The following is a 21,283-nucleotide window of genomic DNA, read 5'->3' on the forward strand; positions in this document are numbered from 1 at the left end:
GGCGCTCGGGCGGGGGCGCGTCAGGGCAGAGGACCGAGAAGCAGCGTCGGAGCGATCGAGGTCGCGGCGAGAGCGACCGCGCCGACGACGACGACGGCGTACGCGAGCCGGGCCCCGCGCCCCTCGCGCACGCTGGTCACCGGGGGCGCGTCCGCCGCGTCGCCGACCCGGTCCGCAGGCGCGTACGCGACGACGACGAGCCGCAGGTAGTAGACCAGGCCGAGCGCGACGTTGACCGCCATCACGCCCGCCAGCCAGGCGTACCCAGCGACGATGACGGGCTGGAGCACGACGTACTTCGCGACCAGCCCGATCACCGCCGGCGGGAACCCGGCGAGGGTGAGCAGCCCGAGCACGAGGGCGACGCCGAGCACCGGGTCTCGGCGGCCCGCACCAGCGAGGTGGGCGTAGGTGGTCCCCCCGAACCGGCGCAGCGCGACCGCCGCGACGGCGAAGACCGTGAGGTTGGCGATCGCATAGACCGCGAGGTAGCGCAGCGGCGCCGTCAGCACGATGTCGGCGCGGACGGCGAGTGCGACCATCGGGGCCAGGACGAATCCGCCCTGCGCGATCGACGACCACGCCAGCATCCCGACGAGGTCGCGCTGAGCCAGGGCCCCGATGTTGCCGACCGTCATCGAGAGCGCAGCGACGAGGGCGACGAAGAGGTCCCAGCGAGGCTGCAGCGACACCAGCGGGTACGCGAGGACGACGAGGAGCGCGGCGAGCGCGCCGCCCTTGGAGACCACCGACAAGAAGCCGGCGACCGGGATCGGGGCGCCGCGGTAGGCATCGGGGATCCACAGGTGGAACGGCACGGCGCCGACCTTGAAGACCAGGCCCACGAGGAGCAGGACGACGACCGCGGCGGCGACGCGGGCCGGGGCCTCGGACGTCTGCAGGGCCGCGTACACACCGTCGTAGGTCAGGGTGCCGGTCAGCCCGTAGAGCAGCGAGAGCCCCATCAGCGTGACCGCGGTGGCGGTGGCCGACGCGAGGAAGAACGTCCACGCCGAGCTCACCGACTCGCGGCGGTCGCGGCGCATCGCGACCAGGGCGATCGAGGGGAGCGACAACAGCTCGAGGGCGACCACCAAGGTCACGAAGTCCTGCGCGGCGGCAAGGGTCAGAGCTCCAGCGGTGGCCGAGAGGACCAGGAACGTCGACTCCCCCGGCGGCATCGCGGGGTCGTCCTCGAGCGACTGCGTGAGGACCACCACGACCAGCGCCGACACCAGGAGGACCCACGAGAAGCCGGCGACGAGCGGACCGCTCGAGCCCGTGTCGGCGAGCCACGCCCCGGCCGCGAGCAGCGACGCCCCGGCGACGACACCCTGGCGGCGCCACCCGCCCGCGGGCCAGAACGCGTCCACGAGCAGCGCGACGATCGCGCCGACGGCCACCATCAGCGGCACGCCGACCGAGGCCCAGTCGACGGCGTCCGGGGTCATCGTCCGCTCCCGAGGATCGCCGGGATACTCGGCTCGACCACGCCCATCACGAGGCCCGGCGCCAGCCCGAGGAGCAGCACGGCGACGATGAGGACGGCGGCGATGCCCCGCTCGGAGCCCGCGAGGTCGAGGTCGGCGTCATGCGGGGTCGGCACGCCTTGGAGGGTGCGCCGGATCATCCGCAGGAAGTAGGCCGACGTCAGCAGCACACCGACGAGCGCGGCGACGAGCAGGACGCCCGCGAGCACCGGGACGAGCCCCGCTCCGGAGTCCACCGCCGCCTCGTACGCGCTGCGCAGCGCCATCATCTCCCCCCAGAAGCCGGCCAGCCCCGGAAGTCCGAGGCTCGCGAACGCCGCGAAGGCCAGCACCACGGCGAGCGCCGGCATGCGGGCGTACAGGCCCCTCCCGAGCACGGCCATCTCGGCGCTGCCGAAGCGACGCTTGAGCGAACCCGCGTTGAAGAACAGGAGCCCGGTCACCACACCGTGGGCAACGCTGGCGAACACCGCCGCGGCGACGCCGATGTCGGTGAGCGTGGCGATGCCGAGGACGACGAAGCCCATGTGGCCGACGCTCGAGTACGCGATGAGGCGCTTGAGGTCGCTCTGCCGCAGGCACGCGAGCGCAGCCACGACGATGCCGATCACGCCGAGCACCCCCAACCACGGGGCGAGCTCGCGCGCCGGGCCCGGCAGCACCGAGACGAGCACGCGGAGCAGCCCGTACGTGCCGAGCTTGAGGAACACGGCCGCCAGGAGGACCGAGCCCACCGTCGGGGCCTTCGCGTGGGCGTCGGGGAGCCACAGGTGGAACGGCCAGATCGGCGTCTTGACCGCGAGTCCGACCGCGATCATGGACGCCGCGAACAGCGCCCAGCCGCCGTCGAGCACGCCCGAGCGCGCGGCCAGCTCAGGGATCTGGAGCGTGCCGGTCAGCGCCCACACGGTCACGAACCCGACCAGCATGAACGCCGACCCGATGACGGTGTAGAGCAGGAAGCGCGTGGCGGCGACCCGGCGTCCGACCGGGTCGCGCGGGTCTCCCCAGCGCGCGATCACGAACCACATCGGGATCAGCGCCAGCTCGAAGAACACGAAGAAGAGCAGCAGGTCGAGCGACGCGAACACCCCGATCGCCGCCGACAGCACGACCATCACGAGCGCGACCAGGGCGGGCGTCGCGTTGTCGCCTGCCGGCGGATCGTCGACGAGTGCCCAGCACACGAGGGCCGACAGCAGAGTCGTCATCAGCAGCAGCGGGAAGGAGATGCCGTCCATCCCGAGGTGGAGGTGCACTCCGATCGCCCGGACCCACACCACGTCGATCTCGGAGGCGTACCCTCCGCCGTCGTGCACGAGCCACGCCCCGAGGACGAACAGCCCGGAAAGGACCGATGCGGCCACGCCGGCACGCGCGGCGACGCGGTCGGTCACCATCGTGCGGGCGAGCCCCAGAAGGGCCGCTGTCAGCGCAGGAACCACGAGCGCGACGACGAGCCCGTTCATCGGACCACCACCAGGCCCGCGATCACGAGCACTCCGACGGCGAGCACGGTGACGTACACCTGGGCGTTGCCGGACTGGGCACGCGCGAACCCCTTGGAGAGGGACACCGTCACCCACGCGGCCGCCCGCGGGTAGAACCCGAGGATGTCGCGGTCGGTCGCCACCACGGCGTCACCCGCCCCGCGAGCAGCCACGCCCGCACGGTCGTACGCGACGTCCATCGCGAGCTCGCGGTCGAACGCCGGACGGACGGCTCCGAGCAGGTCGGCGGGGTCGCGACCGGCGGCCACCGTGCGCCAGGCAAGCCACCCCGCGGCGACGACCAGGACCGTCGTCACAAGACCGGTCAGCGGTTCGAGCGGCATCGCCAGGCTCAGCAGGAGGCTCACCGCCGCGAGCACGACCAGCGGACCGACCATCAGCGGCGGGGCCTCGTGGAGGGCGGGCGACCGCGATCCCGCCTCAGCCATCGCCGTACGGCCCTCGCCGCCGACGAACGTGACCCACCAGGTGCGGAAGGCGTAGACGACCGTCACGACCGCCGTCACCAGCCCGCACGCGAGCACCAGCGCGGCCACGGCGGGCGCGACGGGCGCCTCGTGCCCGATCCCGTGCCACGCCGCCTCGATCACGGCGTCCTTGCTGAAGAACCCGACCGTCGGCACGACCCCGGCGAGCGCCGCGAACCCGATCGTGGCCGTCACGAACGTCCACGGCATCACCGCGCGCAGACCGCCCAGGTCCGACAGGGCCGTCGAGCCGACGGCGTGCGCGACCGACCCGGCCGCGAGGAACAGCAGCGCCTTGAACGCGCCGTGGGACAGCAGGTGGTCGATGCCCGCGTCGTAGCCGCCGACCGACAGGGCCGCGAACATGTACGCCAGCTGGCTGACGGTCGACCAGGCCAGCACCCGCTTGAGGTCGCGCGACGTCAGCGCGAAGAGCGCGGCCAGCAGCATCGTCACGCATGCGATGACCGCGAGCACCGTCATCGTCACCGCCGAGGCGGCGAGCACGGGATAGAGGCGTGCGACGAGGAAGACGCCCGCCGCGACCATCGTCGCCGCGTGGATGAGGGCGCTGATCGGTGTCGGGCCCGGCATCGCGTCGGCGAGCCAGGTGTGCAGCGGGAACTGCGCCGACTTGCCGACGACCGCGAGGACGAGCAGCAGGCCGATCCAGGTGAGCCCCTCGGGCGCACCCGGCGACGCCATCGCCGTGAGGACCTCGCTGATCTCGTACGTCCCGAACGTGTGGCCGATCCCGAAGATCGCCACCAGCAGGCCGAGGTCGCCGATCCGGGTCAGGAGGAAGGCCTTCACGGCCCCGGCGCGTGCTGGGGAGAGCTCCCAGTGATGGCTGATCAGCAGGTAAGAGCACAGGCCCATGACCTCCCAGCCCACCAGCAGCATCCACAGGTTGTCGGCGGTCACGACGGTGGCCATCGCGATGAGGAAGAGCTGGATGATCGTCGCGTAGGCGCGGTAGCGCGAGTCGCCTGCCATGTACGCGACGGAGTAGATCTGGACGAGCAGTCCGACACCGGCCGCGAGCAGCAGCATCACCGCACTGAGGTGGTCGACGAAGAATGTCACCGAGACGCCGAGGAGATCGCCGCCGTCGACGAGGGTGGTCTGCGCGCCAGCCGGCACGCCGTACGGCCCGGTCCGCTCGCCGAGCTGCGGGAACGCGACGACCGCCGCGCACACGGCGAGCAGCGCGGTGATCGCGACCGTCGACGCGCTGTCACGGCGCCTCACAGCTCGTCACCCCCGTCCGGCATCACCTGAGGGAGGCTCTCCTGGCCGTCGACGTCGGCGTTGCCGACCGTACGGAACAGCACGAGCACGAGCGCGAGGCCCAGGCCGATCTCTGCCGCGGCGAGGGCGATCACGAACAGCGTGAGCGACTGGCCCGTGTGCAGCGTGTCGGCCCACCAGGTGTCGAACGCGACGAGGTTGAGGTTGACGGCGTTGAGCATCAACTCGACACCCAGCAGCACCATCACCGCGTGCCGCCGGGCCAGCACCGCGTACAGGCCGAGACCGAACAGGCCGCACGAGACGGTCAGCGGGAGCATCAGCGGCATCAGCGCTCCCCCCTGCGCGTGAGGGCGATCGCGCCGACCAGCGCCGCCAGGAGCACCACCGAGAGCACCTCGAAGGGCAGCACCCACGTCCGGAAGATCGCGTCGCCGAGCCGCCCGGCGGTGCCGATCCGGATCTCGTCCTCGTCGATCACCTCGCCGCCGAACCCGGCCCACATCACGGCGCCGAGCGCGACCGTCGCCGCAGCGGCGATCACGGCGGCGAGCGGTTGGTTGGCGGTCGCCGTGGCCGAGCCGCTGCCGGTCGGCGCGCGCGTCAGCATCAGCGCGAACAGCAGCAGCACGATCACCGAGCCGACGTAGATGAGCACCTGCACCCACGCCACCAGCTCGGCCGCGAGCAGCACGTACAGCCCTGCCAGGGCGCCCAGGGTGACGACGAGCCACAGCGCGGCGTGGACGATCTGGTCGCTGGTCACGACGAGGAACGCCGACACGAGCGTAATCAGGCCGAGCGCCGCGAAGACCACCGTGACGGCCGTCATGCGCCGGGCTCCGGGGGACGCTGCGCCTTCTCCGCCTCCCGATGAGCCGCCTTCTCCGCCACCCCGATCTCCTTCGGGGGCTCGGCCGCGGGATCGAGCGGCTGGGGCGGCGGCACCGTCCACATCCACTCACGGAGGCGGTCCTTGTCGTGGGTCAGGTCGCGGATGTCCAGCTCGGCGTACTCGAACTCCGGCGACCAGTGGAGCGCGTCGAAGGGGCACACCTCGACGCAGATGCCGCAGTACATGCACAGCGAGTAGTCGATGTCGAAACGGTCCAGCACGTTGAAGGAGCGCTCGCGGCCGCCCTCGGTCACGGGAGGCTCGGTCTCCTTGTGCGAGTCGATGTAGATGCACCACGCCGGGCACTCACGCGCACACAGCATGCAGGACGTGCAGTTCTCCTCCTGCAGGGCGATGACCCCGCGGCTGCGCGGAGGCAGCTCCGGGAGGACGTCTGGGTACTGCTGGGTCACAGCGCGCCGGGTGAGGTTGTGCCACGTCACCTGCAGGCCCTTGAGGAGTCCCTTCATACGAGCACCACCACCGTCGTCAGAGCCAGCTGCCCGAGCGCGACGGGCACCAGCAGCTTCCAGGCCAGAGCGTTGAGCTGGTCCTCGCGCATCCGCGGCCAGGCCACCCGGAACCACACCACGCAGAACGCCACCGCGAACGTCTTGAGCAACGCCCACAGCCAGCCCAGCTCGTCGGACGACGGCCCGCGCCAGCCGCCGAGGAACAGTGTCGTCGTGAGCCCCGCGAGCACGACGATGCCGGCGTACTCGGCGAGGAGGAACATCGCGAACCGCATGCCGCCGTACTCCGTGTAGGGGCCGAGGATCACCTCGGCGTCGGCAATCGGCATGTCGAACGGCGGCCGCTGCAGCTCGGCCAGCCCCGCCACCACGAACACGCACAGCGCTGGGAGCTGCCACACCAGCCACGACCACTCCCACGCCTGCGCGATGCCGACCAGCGACAACGAGCCGGCCATCATCGCCGCCGAGACCGCCGCCAGGACCATCGGGAGCTCGTAGCTCATCAGCTGCGAGGCGGTGCGCAGACCGCCGAGCAGCGAGTACTTGTTGGCGCTCGCCCAGCCGCCCATCAGGGTGCCGAGCACGCCCACGCTCATCACCGCCAGCGCGAAGAACAGACCGAGGTCGAGGTCGGCACCGACGACGCTCGGGCCAAGCGGGATCACGAAGAGCACCACGAGGTAGGGGACCAGCGCGACGGCCGGCGCGAGCGCGAAGACGGGGCGGTCAGCGGCGCGCGGCGTCACGTCCTCCTTCTGGGCGAACTTCACGCCGTCGGCGATCAGCTGTGCCCAGCCGTGGAAGCCACCGGCATACATCGGGCCGACCCGCGACTGCATGTGCGCCATCGTCTTGTGCTCGAGCTGACCGACGACCAGCGGCAGCACCAAGAACGCCACGAGCACGAGCCCGCACCGCAGGAGGAGGTCGAGGAGGTCGATCATGCCGGGTCCTCGGAGGAGGGCTCGGGCGGCGGATCGGCACGGCGGGTACGGCGCGGCCGGGCGGGGCGAGCGGCCGGGCCCGCTGTCGCGTGGGACAGCGGGTCAGGCGCGGACGAGCCCGGCTCGCGCGGCCCCCACTGCTCGGCGTCGGGCACACCTGGCGGCCGCACCCGGCGTCGTCCGGGAGAGGAGTCGGCCGCCGCGACGTCGTGGTCGGACTCGCCCGGCTCCTTCGCACCCGGCCAGGGCTTCACGACGCGCGAGGCCAGCACGAACTCCTTGCGCAGCGGGTGGCCCTCGAAGGCGTCGGGCAGCAGCAGCGTCTCCAGCGGCACGCCGCCCCGGAAGTCGACGCCGAACATCTCGTGCGTTTCCCGCTCGTGCCACGCCGCACCGGCGTACAGATCGACGATCGAGTCGAGGACGGGCTGCGTCCGAGGGACGTGGGTCTGGACGAGCAGGTGGCGCACGGCCGTCCGGCCCACGCCGGGCGAGAGCGCCGCGAGATGGCAGACGATGCGCAGGCCTCCCGTGAGCGAGGGCTCGTCCGGGTATGGGCTCGGGGCGCCGGCCTCGTCGACGGCGCTCAGCCAGTCGAAGAACTGGCAGCCTCCCTGGTCGCGGAGCATCATCACGATCGGTCGCCACCACCCGGCGGGCACCGTGAGGGTCTGCTGCCCAAACTCCTGCGACGCGGTCACCCGGTCACCCGCGACCGCGCGACCGAGGTAGAGGACGTCCTCGGCCCACCCCACGCCGGCTATCCGTCCTGCTCGGGAGTCACGGGTGGTCGCAGGAGCGACGAGAGCGAGCGGCGCAGACCCGTACGGCCGTACCGCTGGGCCAGGTCCTCCCCTGCGATCTTGTCCTGGAGCGTGACGATGCCCTGGAGCAGCGCCTCCGGTCGTGGCGGGCACCCCGGCACGTACACGTCGACGGGGATGATCTGGTCGACGCCCTTGGTCACGCAGTACGAGTCCCAGTAGGGCCCGCCGGAGTTCGCGCACGAGCCGAACGAGATGACGTACTTCGGGTCGGGCATCTGCGCGTACAGGCGCTCGATCGCGGGCGCCATCTTGTCGGTGACCGTGCCCGACACGATCATGAGGTCGGCCTGGCGAGGGCCCGGTGCGAACGGGATGACGCCGAGGCGGATGAAGTCGTGGCGGGCCATCGAGGCGGCCATGAACTCGATGGCGCAGCACGCCAGCCCGAAGTTGAACACCCACAGGGAGTAGCGCCGGCCCCAGTTGAGGAGGTAGCGCACGGGACGCGGCGCGAGCGCCGACCCGACACCGAGCTCGGGCGTGTCCAGGCGCTGGATCGTCGGGACGCCCAAGTTGACCGACGAAGGGGTCACGTCCATGTGAGCACCCCCTTGCGCCACGCGTAGACCAGACCGAGTCCGATGAACCCGAGGAACACCGCCATCTCGACCGCAGCCGGCCAGCCGATCTCCGCGAAGACGACTGCCCACGGGAAGAGGAAGACCGCGTCGACCGCGAAGATCACGTAGAGGAAGGCGTAGACGTAGTAGCGCACGTTGCTCTGCGCCCATCCGGAACCGACCGGATCCACCCCGGACTCGTACGTCAGCAGCTTCGCCGGGTCGGCGACGACCGGCCGGAACAGCCGGTTGGCCCCGAGCATCCCGGCCGCAACGACCACGCCGACGCCGACGATCGCGGCCACCGAGGCGTACGACGCGAGGTAGTCGGCGTAGTCGGACATGCGCCTGAGTCTAGGGGGTGGCACGGACCCCGCGCGGGCCCTGGAGGCCGCGACCCCCGGACCCGACAGACTATGGCCCATGTCACGACTCCCCCGCGTGTGTGCGCTGGTCGCGGGCGCCAGCCTCGTGCTCGCCGCCGTCGCACCGTCCTTTGCCTCCGACGAGCCCCAGACATGGGGCACCACCCCTTCGCCTCTGGCCTCTCCGTCGCCTCGCGCGGCAGGCCTCGTCATCACCTACGAGCCCGGGGCGCGCCCCGCCGTCGCCGCGGCACGCCGCGTCGTCGAGGCCGAGGGCGTCGACACCGCACCGACCACGACCCCCGTCACCGACGACGTGGAGGCGCTGGCCTTCACGGAGACGACGACGCTCGCTGAGGCTGAGAAGGCCGCCGCCGAGCTCGCCGACATGCCCGGTGTCGCCAGTGTCGAGCCCGACCTCGTCATGACGGCGGCAGCTGCGCCGAACGACCCGCAGTGGTCCCGACAGTGGAACATCCACGGCACGTACGGGTCGAAGGCCACCGCCGCGTGGCCGTCGACGACCGGACGGGTCGTCGTGGGCATCGTCGACACTGGCCGGACCGCCCACCCCGACCTCGACAGCAAGACGGTCGCCGGGATGGACTTCATCAGCAGCGCGTCGCGGTCTCGTGACGGCAACGGTCGCGACTCCAACCCGCAGGACCAGGGTGACTGGGTGGCCGCCAACGAGTGCGCGGCCGGGGTTCCGGCGACCAGGAGCAGCTGGCACGGCACCCACGTCGCCGGCATCGTCGGTGCGCGCACGAACGACGGCTACGGGATCGCCGGCAATGCGCCGGGCGTCCGTGTCCAGCACCTGCGCGTGCTCGGCCGCTGCGGCGGCACGATGTCGGACATCGCCACCGCGATCCTCTGGGGCTCAGGCGCGAAGGTCCGCGGCCTGGCCCGCAACAAGACGCCCGCACGCGTCCTCAACCTCTCCATCGCCGGCGCCTCCAGCTACTGCCCCGCGGTCCTTCGCAACGCGATCAACGCCGCCCGTGCGCGGGGAACCGCCGTGGTCGTGGCCGCCGGCAACGAATTCCGGGACGCGGCCTCCTACTCGCCGGCCAACTGCCCCGGCGTGATCACGGTCGGCTCCACCAACAAGGTCGGGCAGATCGCGGGCAGCAGCGGAGGCACCCAGTGGTTCCCTTACTCCAACTACGGGCGCGTCGTCGATCTGTCCGCCGCGGGCGGTGACGCCGTCGCCGGCAACCAGGTCTACTCGACGCTGAACACCGGGACCTCGACCCCCGGCGGCCCCACGTGGGGCGAGATGGCCGGGACGAGCATGGCCGCGCCGGCCGTGGCCGCGGCCGCCGCGCTCATCTCCTCCCATGGCGCCTACAGCCCGGCGACGGTCGAGCACGCGCTGCGCTGGGCCGTCAAGCCCTTCCCGCAGCTGTCCAACGGTCGTCACAACTGCAACACCACGGCGTGCGGCACCGGCGTCCTGGACGTCTCGAAGCTGTCGTTCTCGACCAAGCCCCCGGTCCTGGGCGGCACCAACCGTCGCGGGAGCGTGCTCACCACGACCGCAGGCACGTGGACCGGCGGCCCCACCTCGTACTCCTTCCGCTGGATGCGCAACGGCAAGCCGATCCCGGGCGCCACCGGCACCTCGTACCGCATCACCGCCGCTGATGGCGGTGCCGTCGTCCAGGCCCAGGTCGCCGGCCGCAAGGGCGCTGGCTCGCCGGGACTGTGGCGGGGCACCGCGGGCGTCCGCGTCGCGAAGGTAGGGACGAGCGTCCGCCTGAAGGTCTCACCCAAGAGGACCAGCTACGGCAGGTCGGGCGCCAAGCTGGTCGCGCGGGTGCGCGTGGCGGCCGGCCCGATCAAGGGCAAGGTGGTCTTCCGTGACGGCAAGAAGAAGATCAAGACCGTCAAGGTGAAGAAGGGCAAGGCCGTGCTCAAGCTGTCGTCGACCAAGCTCAAGCGCGGCAAGCACAAGATCACGGCGAGGTACGTGGCCAAGCACCCCGCGTTCAAGAGCTCGGTGTCCCGGCCGGTCAGGCTGCTGGTCCGCTGAGGGTGACCACAGCGAGTACGCCGCGATGACGGCGCGAGAGGGCGAGGACGCGAATCGTGTCCTCGCCCTCTCGTACGCTCGGGGCCATGACTGACGCGTCCCCCGCCCCCGCCCCCGACCCCGTCATGCAGCGCGTCACCGAGGCAGTGGCGTTCGGCCACCAGGATGACCGCGAGGCGACCCGATCCGCCCTCCTCGCGCTCTGGGCGGAGGTGGGGGACGACGGCGACGCCTTCCACCGGTGCGTGATCGCCCACTACCTCGCCGACGTCACGCCCGACGCCGAGGAGGAGCTCGCCTGGGACCAGCGTGCTCTCGCAGCGGCGCACGAGACGACCGACGAGCGCGCCCGGTCCTACCACGCGTCGCTGGCGATCGCCGGGTTCTTCCCGTCGCTGCACCTCAACCTCGCCGACGTGCTGCGGCGGCTCGGCCGCTTCGAGGAGGCGAGCGCCCACGTCGAGCACACGGCCGCACGCGTCGACGTCCTCCCCCACGACGGTTACGGGACCACGATCCGCGAGTCGCTCGAGGGCGTCCGCGCGATGATCGCCGCCGGCGACACGAGCGCCCGCGACTCGTCACCCAGCTCCTGAGGAGCTGCCAACGAACGGCGGCGCGGCCGCGTACGCCCTACGCTCGTGCCGTTCGGCGGTCTCGGGCAAGGGCCGAGCACTTCACAGGAAGGGCTCGTTCACGTGACACGTACGTCCATGACGACCATCTGCGCGGGGTTTGCGATCGCCACCCTCGTCGCCGCCGGTGCTGCGCCGGCAAGCGCCGGGTCTCGCGACCACGACGACCGGTCGACCAAGAAGATCACCCAGGCCGTCAAGCTCAAGGCGGTGCTCGACCACCTCGAGGAGCTCCAGGAGGTCTCCGACGAGCACGGCGACCGCGCTGCCGGGCGCCCCGGCTATGCCGCCTCCGTGCAGTACGTCGTCACGCAGCTGCGGCGCGCGGGGTACGACCCGCAGGTGCAGGAGTTCCCGTTTGACTACGTCGAGGAGAACTCGGAGCTGATCCGGGTGAGCCCGGAGGCGCGCACGTTCGAACAGGGCACGGACTTCCTCCGCAACGCCTTCGACACCGGGAGCCCCGAGGGCACGGTCACCGGCCCCCTCACCCCGATCGACCTGGTCGTCCCGGCGGCCGGTCTCCCTCCGAACAGCAACACCAGCGGCTGCGAGGCGGCGGACTTCGCCGACCTCGAGCCCGGCGGCATCGCCCTCATGCAGCGCGGCACGTGCGGGTTCGCGGTCAAGGCGCTCAACGCCCAGGCCGCAGGCGCGGGCGGCGTGGTGATCATGAACGAGGGTCAGACCGACCGTACGGGCCTGATCAACATGATCGGCGACGCGACCGGTCTGGCGATCCCCACCGTGTTCGCCACGTCGGCGACCGGTGAGGACCTCGCCCGCGTCGCCGGCTCCACGGTGACGGTCACGGTCGACTACGTGGCCGAGACCCGGTCGGCCTACAACGTCGTCGCCGAGACCCGCAAGGGCGACGACTCCAACGTGGTCATGGCCGGAGCGCACCTCGACGGTGTGCAGGACGGCGCGGGCATCAACGACAACGGCACCGGCAGCGCCGCGCTGCTCGAGACCGCGATCCAGATGCGCCACGCCAAGCCGAACAACACCGTGCGCTTCGCGTGGTGGGGTGCGGAGGAGTCCGGTCTTCTCGGGTCCGAGCACTACGTCGCAGCGTTGAGCCCCGACGAGCTCGACGACATCGCGCTCTACCTGAACTTCGACATGGTCGGCTCCCCGAACTACATGTTCGGCGTCTACGACGGCGACAACTCCAGCGGGACCGCCGACCCCGAAACCATCCCCCCGGGGTCGGACGCGATCGAGGACGTCTTCGAGAAGTTCTACGCCGACCGGGGCGAACCGTTCCAGGACACGGAGTTCTCGGGGCGCTCGGACTACGGGCCGTTCATCGCGGTCGGCGTCCCGGCCGGTGGCCTCTTCACCGGGGCCGAAGGTGAGAAGACCGCCGAGGAGGCGGCCCTCTACGGCGGAGTCGCCGGCGCGGCGTACGACCCGTGCTACCACGCGTTCTGCGACAACCTGCGTGGAGACGGTCAGGAGGTGGCGCTGTACGACCAGCTGCGCGAGCACTATCGGCTCGTGGGCAACGTCAACAAGCACGCCCTCGACGTGAACTCAGACGCGATCGCCGCGGCGACGTGGACCTTCGCGTACGACACGTCGACCGTCAACGGCGTCGAGCCGCCGCGCCGTCCGCACCGCGGCCACGGCAAGGGTCTCGGCCACGGCGGTCCGCTCCACCGGGCGAGCCGCTAGCACCGAGGGTCCGCACGACATCGCCCGGGATTCTCCACGGTCCCGGGCGATGTCGAGGACAATACGAGGACTATGACGCCCCACAAGAAGGCCTGGCTCGGTGCCGCGACGGGCTTCGCCACCGTCAGCCTGGTCGCCGCAAGTCTCGCGATCGGCTCCGCGTCGGTCGAGGACGTCCCTGCGTACGCGGTGTCGACCTCGACGTCCTCGCTCACCCTCGGCGACACCGTGACGGTCACCGTCGCCGCCGACGGGCTGCGCGACGTCCACGCGTACGAGCTCGCGCTCGCCTACGACCCGGAGACGCTCGCGTACGTCGAGGACAGCGCGTCCACGGACACGGGGGGAAGGACTTTCGGGATCGCGAGCGAAGGTGCGCTCCACGTCGTCCACACCGGGCTGGGCAGCTCGGGCGTCTCTGGTGCCGCCACCCTCGCGACCGCCACGTTCCGGACGCTCAAGCCCGGCAAGGCGTCGGTCGAGGCGTCGACGTTCGAGGCGGTCAGTGCCGACAACGGCTCGACGATCGAGTCGGATCTGGGCGCGACCACCGTCGAGGTCGCCGCCAGGCCTGCCCCGGTCGCGACGCGGGCCCCCCAGGTCAGCGGGACTGCCCGCGTCGGAGCCGTTCTGACGGCCATCCCCGCGCCCTGGGACGTCGCCGGCACCACCGCGTCGTACGAGTGGCGGCGTGACGGGACCCCGGTCGCCGGCGCGCGCGGCGCGTCGTACCGGCTCTCACCGGCCGACGCCGGCAAGAAGGTCACGGTCCACGTCGTCGGCGACAAAGAAGGCCACCTCCAAGGTGCCGTGACGTCCGCCCCGACCCTCGCCGTCGCGCCCGCCGCCAGCCGCGTCGCGGCCAAGGTGAGGCGCTCGGTCAAGCGCGGCGCGAAGGTGACCGTCAAGCTGCGCGTCAGCGCGGCGGGCGTGACGCCGACCGGCGCCGCGGCCGTCACATACCGGGGCAAGACCCGGCACGTGACGTTGAAGCGGACCGGGATCACCACCGTCACGCTCAAGGCGACCAAGCGTGGATCGTCCAAGATCCGGGTGACCTATCGGCCTGCCCCCGGGTTCACGGCGAGTGCCAGGACCCTGCGGCTCCGGGTGCGCTGAGCGCCGGACGGGGGCCGCCAGCGGACTTCTTTGCGTCCAAATCTCGGAGTCGCAACGGCATTCCAAAATCATCGCCTAGGCTGGTTTCAACGCACCAACGCACAGAAGGGCCCCAAGCCTTGGCGATCGACGGCAAGCAGGTCGAACAGCTGGATCGGGTGGTCATCCGGTTCGCGGGCGACTCGGGCGACGGCATGCAGCTGACGGGTGACCGCTTCACCCAGGAGACCGCAGCTTTCGGCAACGATCTCTCGACCCTCCCCAACTTCCCGGCCGAGATCCGCGCCCCCCAGGGCACGCTTCCCGGAGTCTCGTCGTTCCAGGTGCACTTCGCCGACCACGACATCCTCACCCCCGGTGACCGTCCCGACGTGCTCGTCGCGATGAACCCCGCTGCGCTCGCCGCGAACATCGACGCGCTGCGCCCCGGCGGGATCGTGATCGTCGACAGCCACGACTTCACCAGCCGCAACCTCGTGAAGGCCGGATACACCTCCTCGCCGCTCGACGACGACTCCCTGGCCGACTACCAGGTGCACCCCGTCGACCTCACCGGCATGGCGGTCGAGGCGGTCTCGGAGTTCGGGCTCGGACGCAAGGACGCCGCCCGCGCGAAGAACATGTTCGCGCTGGGCCTCCTCTCGTGGATGTACGGCCGCCCGACCGAGGGCACGACCACCTACCTCGAGAAGAAGTTCGCCAGCAAGCCTGCGATCCGCGACGCCAACCTGGCCGCGTTCAAGGCCGGCTGGAACTTCGGCGAGACCACCGAGGCCTTCGCCGTCTCGTACGAGATCAAGCCCGCGCCGATGCCGCAGGGCCGTTACCGCAACATCACGGGCAACACCGCCCTGTCGTACGGGATCGTGGCCGCGGGCCAGCAGTCCGGGCTACCGGTGTTCCTCGGCGCGTACCCGATCACGCCGGCCAGCGACATCTTGCACGAACTGTCCAAGCACAAGGCGTTCGGTGTCACGACGTTCCAGGCCGAGGACGAGATCGCCGGCATCGGCGCCGCCCTCGGCGCATCGTTCGGCGGAGCGCTCGGTGTCACCACGACCTCCGGCCCCGGCATCTCGCTGAAGTCGGAGACCATCGGCCTCGCCGTCATGATCGAGCTGCCGCTGCTGGTCGTCGACGTCCAGCGTGGCGGCCCCTCGACGGGCCTGCCGACCAAGACCGAGCAGTCCGACCTGCTGCAGGCGATGTTCGGCCGCAACGGCGAGGCTCCCCTGCCGGTGATCGCTCCGCAGTCCCCTGCCGACTGCTTCGACGCTGCGCTGGAGGCGGCCCGGATCGCCGTCACCTACCGCACACCGGTGATCCTGCTCTCCGACGGCTACCTGGCCAACGGCTCCGAGCCGTGGCAGATCCCCGACGCCTCGACGCTCCCCCGCATCGAGCCCGGCTTCGCCACCGCACCCGGCGAGGGCGAGACCTTCATGCCGTACGCGCGCGACCCGGAGACCCACGCCCCCGCATGGGCACCGCCCGGGGTCGCGGGCCTCGAGCACCGCATCGGCGGCATCGAGAAGGCCGACGGCACCGGCAACATCTCGTACGACCCGGCCAACCACGACCGCATGGTCCGGCACCGCGCCGCCAAGGTGGCGCGCGTGGCCGACTCCATCCCCGACCTCGTCGTCGACGACCCGACGGGAGACGCACGCGTCCTCGTCCTCGGGTGGGGCTCCACGTACGGGCCGATCGGTGCCGGAGTCCGCTCCGCGCGGGCGCAGGGCATCGACGTCGCCCACACCCACCTGCGCCACCTCAACCCGTTCCCCCGCAACCTCGGCGAGGTGCTCCGCGCGTACGACCAGGTGATCGTGCCGGAGATGAACCTCGGCCAGCTCGCGCTGCTGTTGCGCGCGCAGTACCTGGTCGACATCCAGGGGTACGACAAGGTGACCGGCATGCCGTTCGGCTCGGAGGAGCTCGCCGAGGTCATCGCGCAAGCCGTCAAGTCGCTCGACACGCCGAGCCTGGACCGTCCCAGCCAGGAGAACCACCGATGAGCATCGACCTGCCTCCCCCCACCCTCGCCCGCGAGGGCCTCGCCGGGATCCCGACGACGGACCTGAAGCAGACCGGCAAGGAGTTCACCAGCGATCAGGAGGTCCGCTGGTGCCCCGGGTGCGGCGACTACGCCGTGCTCAAGGCCGTCCAGGGGTTCCTGCCCGATCTGGGTCTCAAGCGCGAGAACATCGTCTTCGTCTCGGGCATCGGCTGCTCGTCGCGCTTCCCGTACTACCTCGACACGTACGGCATGCACTCGATCCACGGCCGTGCGCCGGCGATCGCGACGGGCCTGGCGACGTCGCGCGACGACCTGTCGGTGTGGGTCGTCACCGGTGACGGCGACGCGCTGTCGATCGGCGGCAACCACCTGATCCACGCACTGCGCCGCAATGTCAACATGACGATCCTGCTGTTCAACAACCGGATCTACGGCCTCACCAAGGGTCAGTACTCCCCGACCTCGGAGCCGGGCAAGGTCACGAAGTCGACGCCGATGGGCTCGCTCGACACCCCGTTCAACCCGATCAGCCTGGCGCTCGGCGCCGAGGCGTCGTTCGTGGCGCGGACCATCGACACCGACCGCAACCACCTCACCGGTGTGCTGCGCGAGGCAGCCGCCCACCGCGGGACGGCGCTGGTCGAGATCTACCAGAACTGCCCGATCTTCAACGACGGCGCGTTCGACGCGATCAAGGACCCGGCGACCAAGGACCACGCGGTCATCCGGCTCGAGCACGGCAAGGCGATCACGTTCGGTCCCGAGGGCGAGCACGGCCTGGTCCGCGACCCTGCCTCGGGCGCGGTCTCGGTGGTCGAGGTCGACGAGACCACCCGCGACAGCCTGCTGGTCCACGACGCGCACGCCGAGGACCCCTCGCTGGCCTTCGCGATCAGCCGTCTCACCGACGGGGGCTACCTCGACCGCGCACCGGTCGGGATCTTCCGCCAGGTCGAGCGCCCGACGTACGACGACCAGGCGCGCGCGCAGCTCGCGGCGGCCGCCGAGGCCCAGGGCCCGGGCGACCTCCAGAAGCTCCTCACCGGCAGCGACACCTGGACCATCGCCTGACAGAAATGCAGACGGGCCCCCGACCGCGGTCGGGGGCCCGTCCGCATGTCCGGGTGCTTGGCACGGCCTGGTAGCAAGAGCCGGAACGACGCCTTGGCGTAGCCCGGTCCAACACGCTTGCACTGCAGCACAAAAAGCGTCGTGTCCCAACAAACGACTATTTCTTCAAAAAGCCTTGATTTCTCTCCCTGACATCTCCACAGTGTGATCCAGGACACAGCGGCGAGGTGCTCGTACACGACCTTCCCCCCGTACGACAGAGAAGAGGGTCTCGTGGCGCCACTAGTCGGAAGTCCGGTTCGACGGTCAGAAGACCTGCCGTTGCTGACGGGGAGTGGTCGGTTCGTCGACGACATCGTGTTGCCGGGGATGACCACGATGGTCTACGTCCGCAGCCAGGCCGCCCACGCCACGATCCTCGCCATCGACACCACCGAGGCGCGGGCGATGCCGGGGGTGCTCGGGGTGTGGACGGCCGCTGATCTCGCCGACCTCCCCGCCATCCGCTCCGTGCCGACGATGGAGCGGTACCCGCTCGCGAAGGATGCCGTCAGGTTCGTCGGCGAGCCGGTCGCGGTGGTCGTGGCAACCGATCGCGCCCGAGCGGTCGATGCCGCCGAGAAGGTCCAGATCGACTACGACCCGCTGCCGGTCCTGACCACGATCGGGGAGGCGATGTCCTCGGGCGCAGCCCCGATCGTTCCGGGACAGGCCAGCAACGTGGTGATCGAGATGGCGTTGACCGAGGACGACGCGCAGGCCGAGATCGACGCCGCTCCCCACGTGTCCCGGCTCCACCTCGTCAACCAGCGCGTCGCTCCGGTGCCGATCGAGCCGATCGGTTGCGTCGCCGACTGGTCAGCGCGAGGGGCGACCCTGTGGGCGACCGTCCAGGCGCCGCACCCGATCCGCAACGAGCTGTGCGAGATGTTCGGGCTGTCCCAGCAGCAGATGCGCGTGGTCGCGCCGGACGTCGGCGGCGCCTTCGGGTCGAAGGCCTCGTTCTATCCCGAGTACCTCTTGACCCTCGAGCTGTCACGACGGCTGGGACGACCGGTGAAGTACGTCGAGACGCGCAGCGAGAACATGGTCGCGATGACCCACGGTCGTGCGCAGACCCACGATCTTTGCCTCGCCTACGACGACGAGGGCAAGATCCTGGCGCTGCAGGTCAAGATCATCCAGGACTGCGGGGCGTGGCCCGACGTCACCGGGAGCGGGCTCCCCACCTTGACCTCGTTCATGGCCGGCGGCTGCTACAAGATCCCGAAGATCGGCGCGTCCTTCCGCAGCGTCACCACAAACACGACGCCCGTCGCCGCCTATCGAGGGGCCGGCCGACCTGAGGCGGCCTACCTCATCGAACGCCTCGTCGACGTCGCCGCCGGCGATCTGGGGATCGACCCGGCGGAGTTCCGCCGCCGCAACCTCATCCAGCCCGAGGAGATGCCCTATCCCACGCAGTTCCCGATCGTGGTCTACGACGAGAGCGACTACCCACGCCTCCTCGAGATGCTCCTCGAGAAGCTGGACTACGAAGGCGTCCGCCGCGAGCAGGAGGTACGGCGCCAGGACCCCGAAGCCCCGCTGCTGGGCGTGGGGCTCTCGGTCTTCGTCGAGATGGCCGGCTTCGGGCCGTCGGCGTTCTTCGAGCAGTTCGGATACGTCGGCGGCTGGGAGTCGGCGAAGGTCCGGATGAACCCGGACGGCTCGGTGCTCCTCGGCGTCGGCACCAGCCCGCACGGCCAGGGCCACGAGACGGTGTTCGCCCAGATCGCCGCCGACGAGCTCGGAGGGCTCGCGTTCGACCGGATCGTCGTCGAGCACGGGGACACCGCCGCGATCCAGGAGAGCATCGGCACCATGGGCAGCCGCGCGGTTCCGGTGGCCGGCCCGGCCGTGCAGATGGCGAGCCGCAAGCTGAGAGAGCGCCTGGTCGAGGTCGCGGCGCACATGCTCGAGGCCTCGGTCGACGACATCGAGCTTCACGACGGTGTCTTCGCGGTCAAGGGGGTCCCCGGTTCGAGCGTTCAGCTCGGTGATGTCGCCATGACGGCGTACAAGCCTCATAAGCTGGCCGAGGGCAGCGAGGTCGGGCTGGAGTTCGTCAGCTACCACGAGCCCACGAACCTCTCCTACCCCAGCGGCGCCCACGGGTGCCTCGTGGAGATCGACCGCGCGACCGGAGAGGTCTCGATCCTCCGCTACGTCGCGGTCGACGACTGCGGGGTGGTGATCAACCCTCTGCTCGCGCGTGGACAGGTGCACGGCGGCGTGGTTCAGGGCATCGCACAGGCACTTCTCGAGGAGGTCACGTTCGGTGAGGGGGCGCAGCCGGTCACCTCGACCCTGGTCGACTACTCGGTCCCGTCCGCCGCCGACATGCCCGACCTCGAGACCTTCCATCTGGAAGTCCCGACCACCGGCAACTCTCTGGGAGCCAAGGGACTCGGCGAGGCCGGCGCCACCGCCGCGCCGCAGGCGGTCGTGAACGCCGTGGTCGATGCCGTCAGCCATCTCGGGATCCGCACGCTCGACATGCCCCTGACGCCGTTGAAGGTGTGGCGCGCGATCAACCCCGACCTGCAGGAGGAAGCATGAAACACGACGTCGAGCTGACGGTCAACGGGACGTCGGTCACCGCGACCGTCGAGGCACGGCAGCTGCTCGTGCACTTCCTGCGCGAAGACCTCGGGCTCACCGGGACCCACGTCGGCTGCGACTCGTCCAACTGCGGCGCCTGCACGGTGCTCGTAGACGGCGAGGCAGTGAAGTCGTGCACCATCCTCACCGTCGCGGCTGCAGACGCCTCGATCCTGACCATCGAGGGACTCGGCGGCGGCGGGGACTCCCTCACCCCCGTACAACAGGGCTTCCGCGAGTGCCACGGACTTCAGTGCGGCTACTGCACCCCGGGGATGGTGATGGCCGCGACCGGGCTCCTGCTCGACGACCCCGACCCTGCGCCCGACGAGATCCGCACCGGCCTGCAGGGCAACCTCTGTAGGTGCACCGGCTACCAGATGATCGTGGAGTCCGTGCGCTGGGCGGCCGAGAACGGCGGACCAGGCGCAGTCGCAACCGCTGAGCGAGAGGGCGCGTCCTCATGATCCCGAGCCCGTTCTCCTACCGCCGCGCATCGTCGGTCGACCACGCGCTCGATCTCCTCGTCGAGCACGGTGACGAGGCGAAGCTGCTCTGCGGTGGCCACTCCCTGCTGCCGCTGATGAAGCTCCGGCTAGCCAATCCGACGACGCTCGTCGACATCCGTACGCTGTCGGAGCTGCGCGGCATCCGGGCCGATGGGGACCGACTCCTCATCGGTGCCGCCACCCGGCACCGGGAGCTCGAGAACGACCCTGACGTCGCACGGATGGCGCCCCTGCTGGCGAAGGCTGCGGCGACGATCGGCGATCCTCAGGTCCGTGCCCGCGGGACGATCGGCGGGTCGGTCGTCCACGCCGACCCCGCTGCCGACCTCGCGGCGGCCCTGCTCGCGCTCGATGCCACGGTCACGCTGCGGGGTCCTCGTGGGACTCGCGAGGTCGCGATCTCGGACTTCTTCGTCGACTTCTGGCAGACCGCCATCGAACCCGACGAGGTCCTGACGATGATCACCGTGCCGAGCAGCGTCGACCTTCCGGTCAGCTTCGTAAAGTTCCATCAGCGTGCGCAGGACTGGGCGATCGTCGGCGTCGCGGCCGTCGGTGGCACTTCGCCGAGGGTGGCCCTGGTCAACATGGCCGCGACCCCGGTGCGGGCGCGCGCCGTCGAGGAAGCCCTCACGAACGGCGCAGGCATCGCCGACGCCGCTGCGCTGGCCGACGTGGGCACCGCACCCTCGAAGGACCTTCGGGCCGACGCGACGTACCGCCGTCACCTCGCACGGGTGATGACGGCTCGCGCCCTCGCGGAGGTGGTTTGAGCGCCACCC

18 protein-coding genes and 1 pseudogene are annotated in these 21,283 nt (G+C 70.8%); 9 read left to right on the forward strand and 10 right to left on the reverse strand.

Annotation, left to right across the window (positions count from 1 at the left end):
• Positions 1-20 precede the first annotated feature (20 nt).
• The 10 genes and pseudogenes from HCT63_RS13770 to HCT63_RS13815 all read right to left on the reverse strand — a co-directional run bounded on the left by HCT63_RS13770 (position 21) and on the right by HCT63_RS13815 (position 8,765).
• Positions 21-1,451 carry a proton-conducting transporter membrane subunit gene (locus HCT63_RS13770; RefSeq protein ID WP_167005795.1) on the reverse strand — a complete coding sequence of 477 codons (1,431 nt, stop codon included), beginning with the start codon at positions 1,449-1,451 and terminating at the stop codon, positions 21-23.
• Positions 1,448-2,959, reverse strand: coding sequence for an NADH-quinone oxidoreductase subunit M (locus HCT63_RS13775; protein WP_167005798.1), 1,512 nt, complete (start codon positions 2,957-2,959; stop codon positions 1,448-1,450). Before HCT63_RS13775 ends, HCT63_RS13770 begins: the two co-directional genes overlap by 4 nt.
• On the reverse strand, positions 2,956-4,719 hold the full coding sequence (locus HCT63_RS13780; protein ID WP_167005801.1) for an NADH-quinone oxidoreductase subunit L: 1,764 nt from the start codon (positions 4,717-4,719) through the stop codon (positions 2,956-2,958). Before HCT63_RS13780 ends, HCT63_RS13775 begins: the two co-directional genes overlap by 4 nt.
• Positions 4,716-5,048 carry an NADH-quinone oxidoreductase subunit NuoK gene (gene nuoK, locus HCT63_RS13785; RefSeq protein ID WP_167005804.1) on the reverse strand — a complete coding sequence of 111 codons (333 nt, stop codon included), beginning with the start codon at positions 5,046-5,048 and terminating at the stop codon, positions 4,716-4,718. Before nuoK ends, HCT63_RS13780 begins: the two co-directional genes overlap by 4 nt.
• A complete protein-coding gene (locus HCT63_RS13790) occupies positions 5,048-5,551 on the reverse strand; it encodes an NADH-quinone oxidoreductase subunit J (protein ID WP_167005807.1) in 504 nt (167 codons plus the stop codon). The genes nuoK and HCT63_RS13790 overlap by 1 nt, the downstream gene beginning before the upstream one ends.
• A 188-nt stretch (positions 5,552-5,739) precedes the next feature.
• A pseudogene (locus tag HCT63_RS20500) lies at positions 5,740-5,970 on the reverse strand (4Fe-4S binding protein); the annotation flags it as partial.
• Between the two features lie 110 nt (positions 5,971-6,080).
• The gene (locus tag HCT63_RS13800; protein ID WP_167005813.1) at positions 6,081-7,034 is read right to left on the reverse strand and encodes a complex I subunit 1 family protein; all 954 of its coding nucleotides are present in this window, start codon (positions 7,032-7,034) and stop codon (positions 6,081-6,083) included.
• On the reverse strand, positions 7,031-7,789 hold the full coding sequence (locus HCT63_RS13805) for an NADH-quinone oxidoreductase subunit C (RefSeq protein ID WP_243843032.1): 759 nt from the start codon (positions 7,787-7,789) through the stop codon (positions 7,031-7,033). The genes HCT63_RS13800 and HCT63_RS13805 overlap by 4 nt, the downstream gene beginning before the upstream one ends.
• A gap of 5 nt (positions 7,790-7,794) precedes the next feature.
• On the reverse strand, positions 7,795-8,400 hold the full coding sequence (locus tag HCT63_RS13810) for an NADH-quinone oxidoreductase subunit B (protein WP_167005816.1): 606 nt from the start codon (positions 8,398-8,400) through the stop codon (positions 7,795-7,797).
• Positions 8,391-8,765 carry an NADH-quinone oxidoreductase subunit A gene (locus tag HCT63_RS13815; protein ID WP_167005819.1) on the reverse strand — a complete coding sequence of 125 codons (375 nt, stop codon included), beginning with the start codon at positions 8,763-8,765 and terminating at the stop codon, positions 8,391-8,393. The genes HCT63_RS13810 and HCT63_RS13815 overlap by 10 nt, the downstream gene beginning before the upstream one ends.
• A gap of 79 nt (positions 8,766-8,844) precedes the next feature.
• On the opposite strand from HCT63_RS13815, the gene HCT63_RS13820 reads away from it, so the two are divergent.
• From HCT63_RS13820 to HCT63_RS13860, 9 genes are all read left to right on the forward strand, one after another.
• A complete protein-coding gene (locus tag HCT63_RS13820) occupies positions 8,845-10,824 on the forward strand; it encodes a S8 family serine peptidase (protein ID WP_167005822.1) in 1,980 nt (659 codons plus the stop codon).
• Positions 10,825-10,910: 86 nt separating this feature from the next.
• Positions 10,911-11,420: a hypothetical protein gene (locus HCT63_RS13825; protein ID WP_167005825.1), complete on the forward strand. Its 510-nt coding sequence runs from the start codon at positions 10,911-10,913 to the stop codon at positions 11,418-11,420.
• Between the two features lie 117 nt (positions 11,421-11,537).
• Entirely contained in the window at positions 11,538-13,139 is a 1,602-nt protein-coding gene (locus HCT63_RS13830; protein ID WP_167005828.1) for a M20/M25/M40 family metallo-hydrolase, read from the forward strand.
• Positions 13,140-13,211: 72 nt separating this feature from the next.
• Complete coding sequence (locus tag HCT63_RS13835; RefSeq protein WP_167005830.1) at positions 13,212-14,258, forward strand: cohesin domain-containing protein; 1,047 nt, start codon at positions 13,212-13,214, stop codon at positions 14,256-14,258.
• A gap of 119 nt (positions 14,259-14,377) precedes the next feature.
• Positions 14,378-16,276: a 2-oxoacid:acceptor oxidoreductase subunit alpha gene (locus HCT63_RS13840; RefSeq protein ID WP_167005833.1), complete on the forward strand. Its 1,899-nt coding sequence runs from the start codon at positions 14,378-14,380 to the stop codon at positions 16,274-16,276.
• Entirely contained in the window at positions 16,273-17,349 is a 1,077-nt protein-coding gene (locus tag HCT63_RS13845; RefSeq protein WP_167005836.1) for a 2-oxoacid:ferredoxin oxidoreductase subunit beta, read from the forward strand. Before HCT63_RS13840 ends, HCT63_RS13845 begins: the two co-directional genes overlap by 4 nt.
• A gap of 273 nt (positions 17,350-17,622) precedes the next feature.
• Positions 17,623-19,950: a xanthine dehydrogenase family protein molybdopterin-binding subunit gene (locus HCT63_RS13850; RefSeq protein WP_167005839.1), complete on the forward strand. Its 2,328-nt coding sequence runs from the start codon at positions 17,623-17,625 to the stop codon at positions 19,948-19,950.
• Positions 19,947-20,459, forward strand: a complete 513-nt coding sequence (locus tag HCT63_RS13855; protein ID WP_167005842.1) for a (2Fe-2S)-binding protein — start codon at positions 19,947-19,949, stop codon at positions 20,457-20,459. The genes HCT63_RS13850 and HCT63_RS13855 overlap by 4 nt, the downstream gene beginning before the upstream one ends.
• On the forward strand, positions 20,456-21,274 hold the full coding sequence (locus HCT63_RS13860) for a xanthine dehydrogenase family protein subunit M (RefSeq protein ID WP_167005844.1): 819 nt from the start codon (positions 20,456-20,458) through the stop codon (positions 21,272-21,274). Before HCT63_RS13855 ends, HCT63_RS13860 begins: the two co-directional genes overlap by 4 nt.
• Positions 21,275-21,283 lie beyond the last annotated feature (9 nt).

Origin of the sequence: Mumia sp. ZJ430 (assembly GCF_011751845.1) — a bacterium.
GTDB lineage: Bacteria > Actinomycetota > Actinomycetes > Propionibacteriales > Nocardioidaceae > Mumia.

What these genes read in the sequence shown, in the direction of transcription:
- HCT63_RS13770 (WP_167005795.1), bottom strand. Translation starts at nt 1,451, where the DNA reads ATGACCCCGGACGCCGTCGACTGGGCCTCGGTCGGCGTGCCGCTGATG.
- HCT63_RS13775 (WP_167005798.1), bottom strand. Translation starts at nt 2,959, where the DNA reads ATGAACGGGCTCGTCGTCGCGCTCGTGGTTCCTGCGCTGACAGCGGCC.
- HCT63_RS13830 (WP_167005828.1), top strand. Translation starts at nt 11,538, where the DNA reads ATGACGACCATCTGCGCGGGGTTTGCGATCGCCACCCTCGTCGCCGCC.
- HCT63_RS13845 (WP_167005836.1), top strand. Translation starts at nt 16,273, where the DNA reads ATGAGCATCGACCTGCCTCCCCCCACCCTCGCCCGCGAGGGCCTCGCC.
- HCT63_RS13790 (WP_167005807.1), bottom strand. Translation starts at nt 5,551, where the DNA reads ATGACGGCCGTCACGGTGGTCTTCGCGGCGCTCGGCCTGATTACGCTC.
- HCT63_RS13810 (WP_167005816.1), bottom strand. Translation starts at nt 8,400, where the DNA reads ATGGACGTGACCCCTTCGTCGGTCAACTTGGGCGTCCCGACGATCCAG.
- HCT63_RS13815 (WP_167005819.1), bottom strand. Translation starts at nt 8,765, where the DNA reads ATGTCCGACTACGCCGACTACCTCGCGTCGTACGCCTCGGTGGCCGCG.
- HCT63_RS13825 (WP_167005825.1), top strand. Translation starts at nt 10,911, where the DNA reads ATGACTGACGCGTCCCCCGCCCCCGCCCCCGACCCCGTCATGCAGCGC.
- HCT63_RS13855 (WP_167005842.1), top strand. Translation starts at nt 19,947, where the DNA reads ATGAAACACGACGTCGAGCTGACGGTCAACGGGACGTCGGTCACCGCG.
- nuoK (WP_167005804.1), bottom strand. Translation starts at nt 5,048, where the DNA reads ATGCCGCTGATGCTCCCGCTGACCGTCTCGTGCGGCCTGTTCGGTCTC.
- HCT63_RS13820 (WP_167005822.1), top strand. Translation starts at nt 8,845, where the DNA reads ATGTCACGACTCCCCCGCGTGTGTGCGCTGGTCGCGGGCGCCAGCCTC.
- HCT63_RS13835 (WP_167005830.1), top strand. Translation starts at nt 13,212, where the DNA reads ATGACGCCCCACAAGAAGGCCTGGCTCGGTGCCGCGACGGGCTTCGCC.
- HCT63_RS13860 (WP_167005844.1), top strand. Translation starts at nt 20,456, where the DNA reads ATGATCCCGAGCCCGTTCTCCTACCGCCGCGCATCGTCGGTCGACCAC.
- HCT63_RS13800 (WP_167005813.1), bottom strand. Translation starts at nt 7,034, where the DNA reads ATGATCGACCTCCTCGACCTCCTCCTGCGGTGCGGGCTCGTGCTCGTG.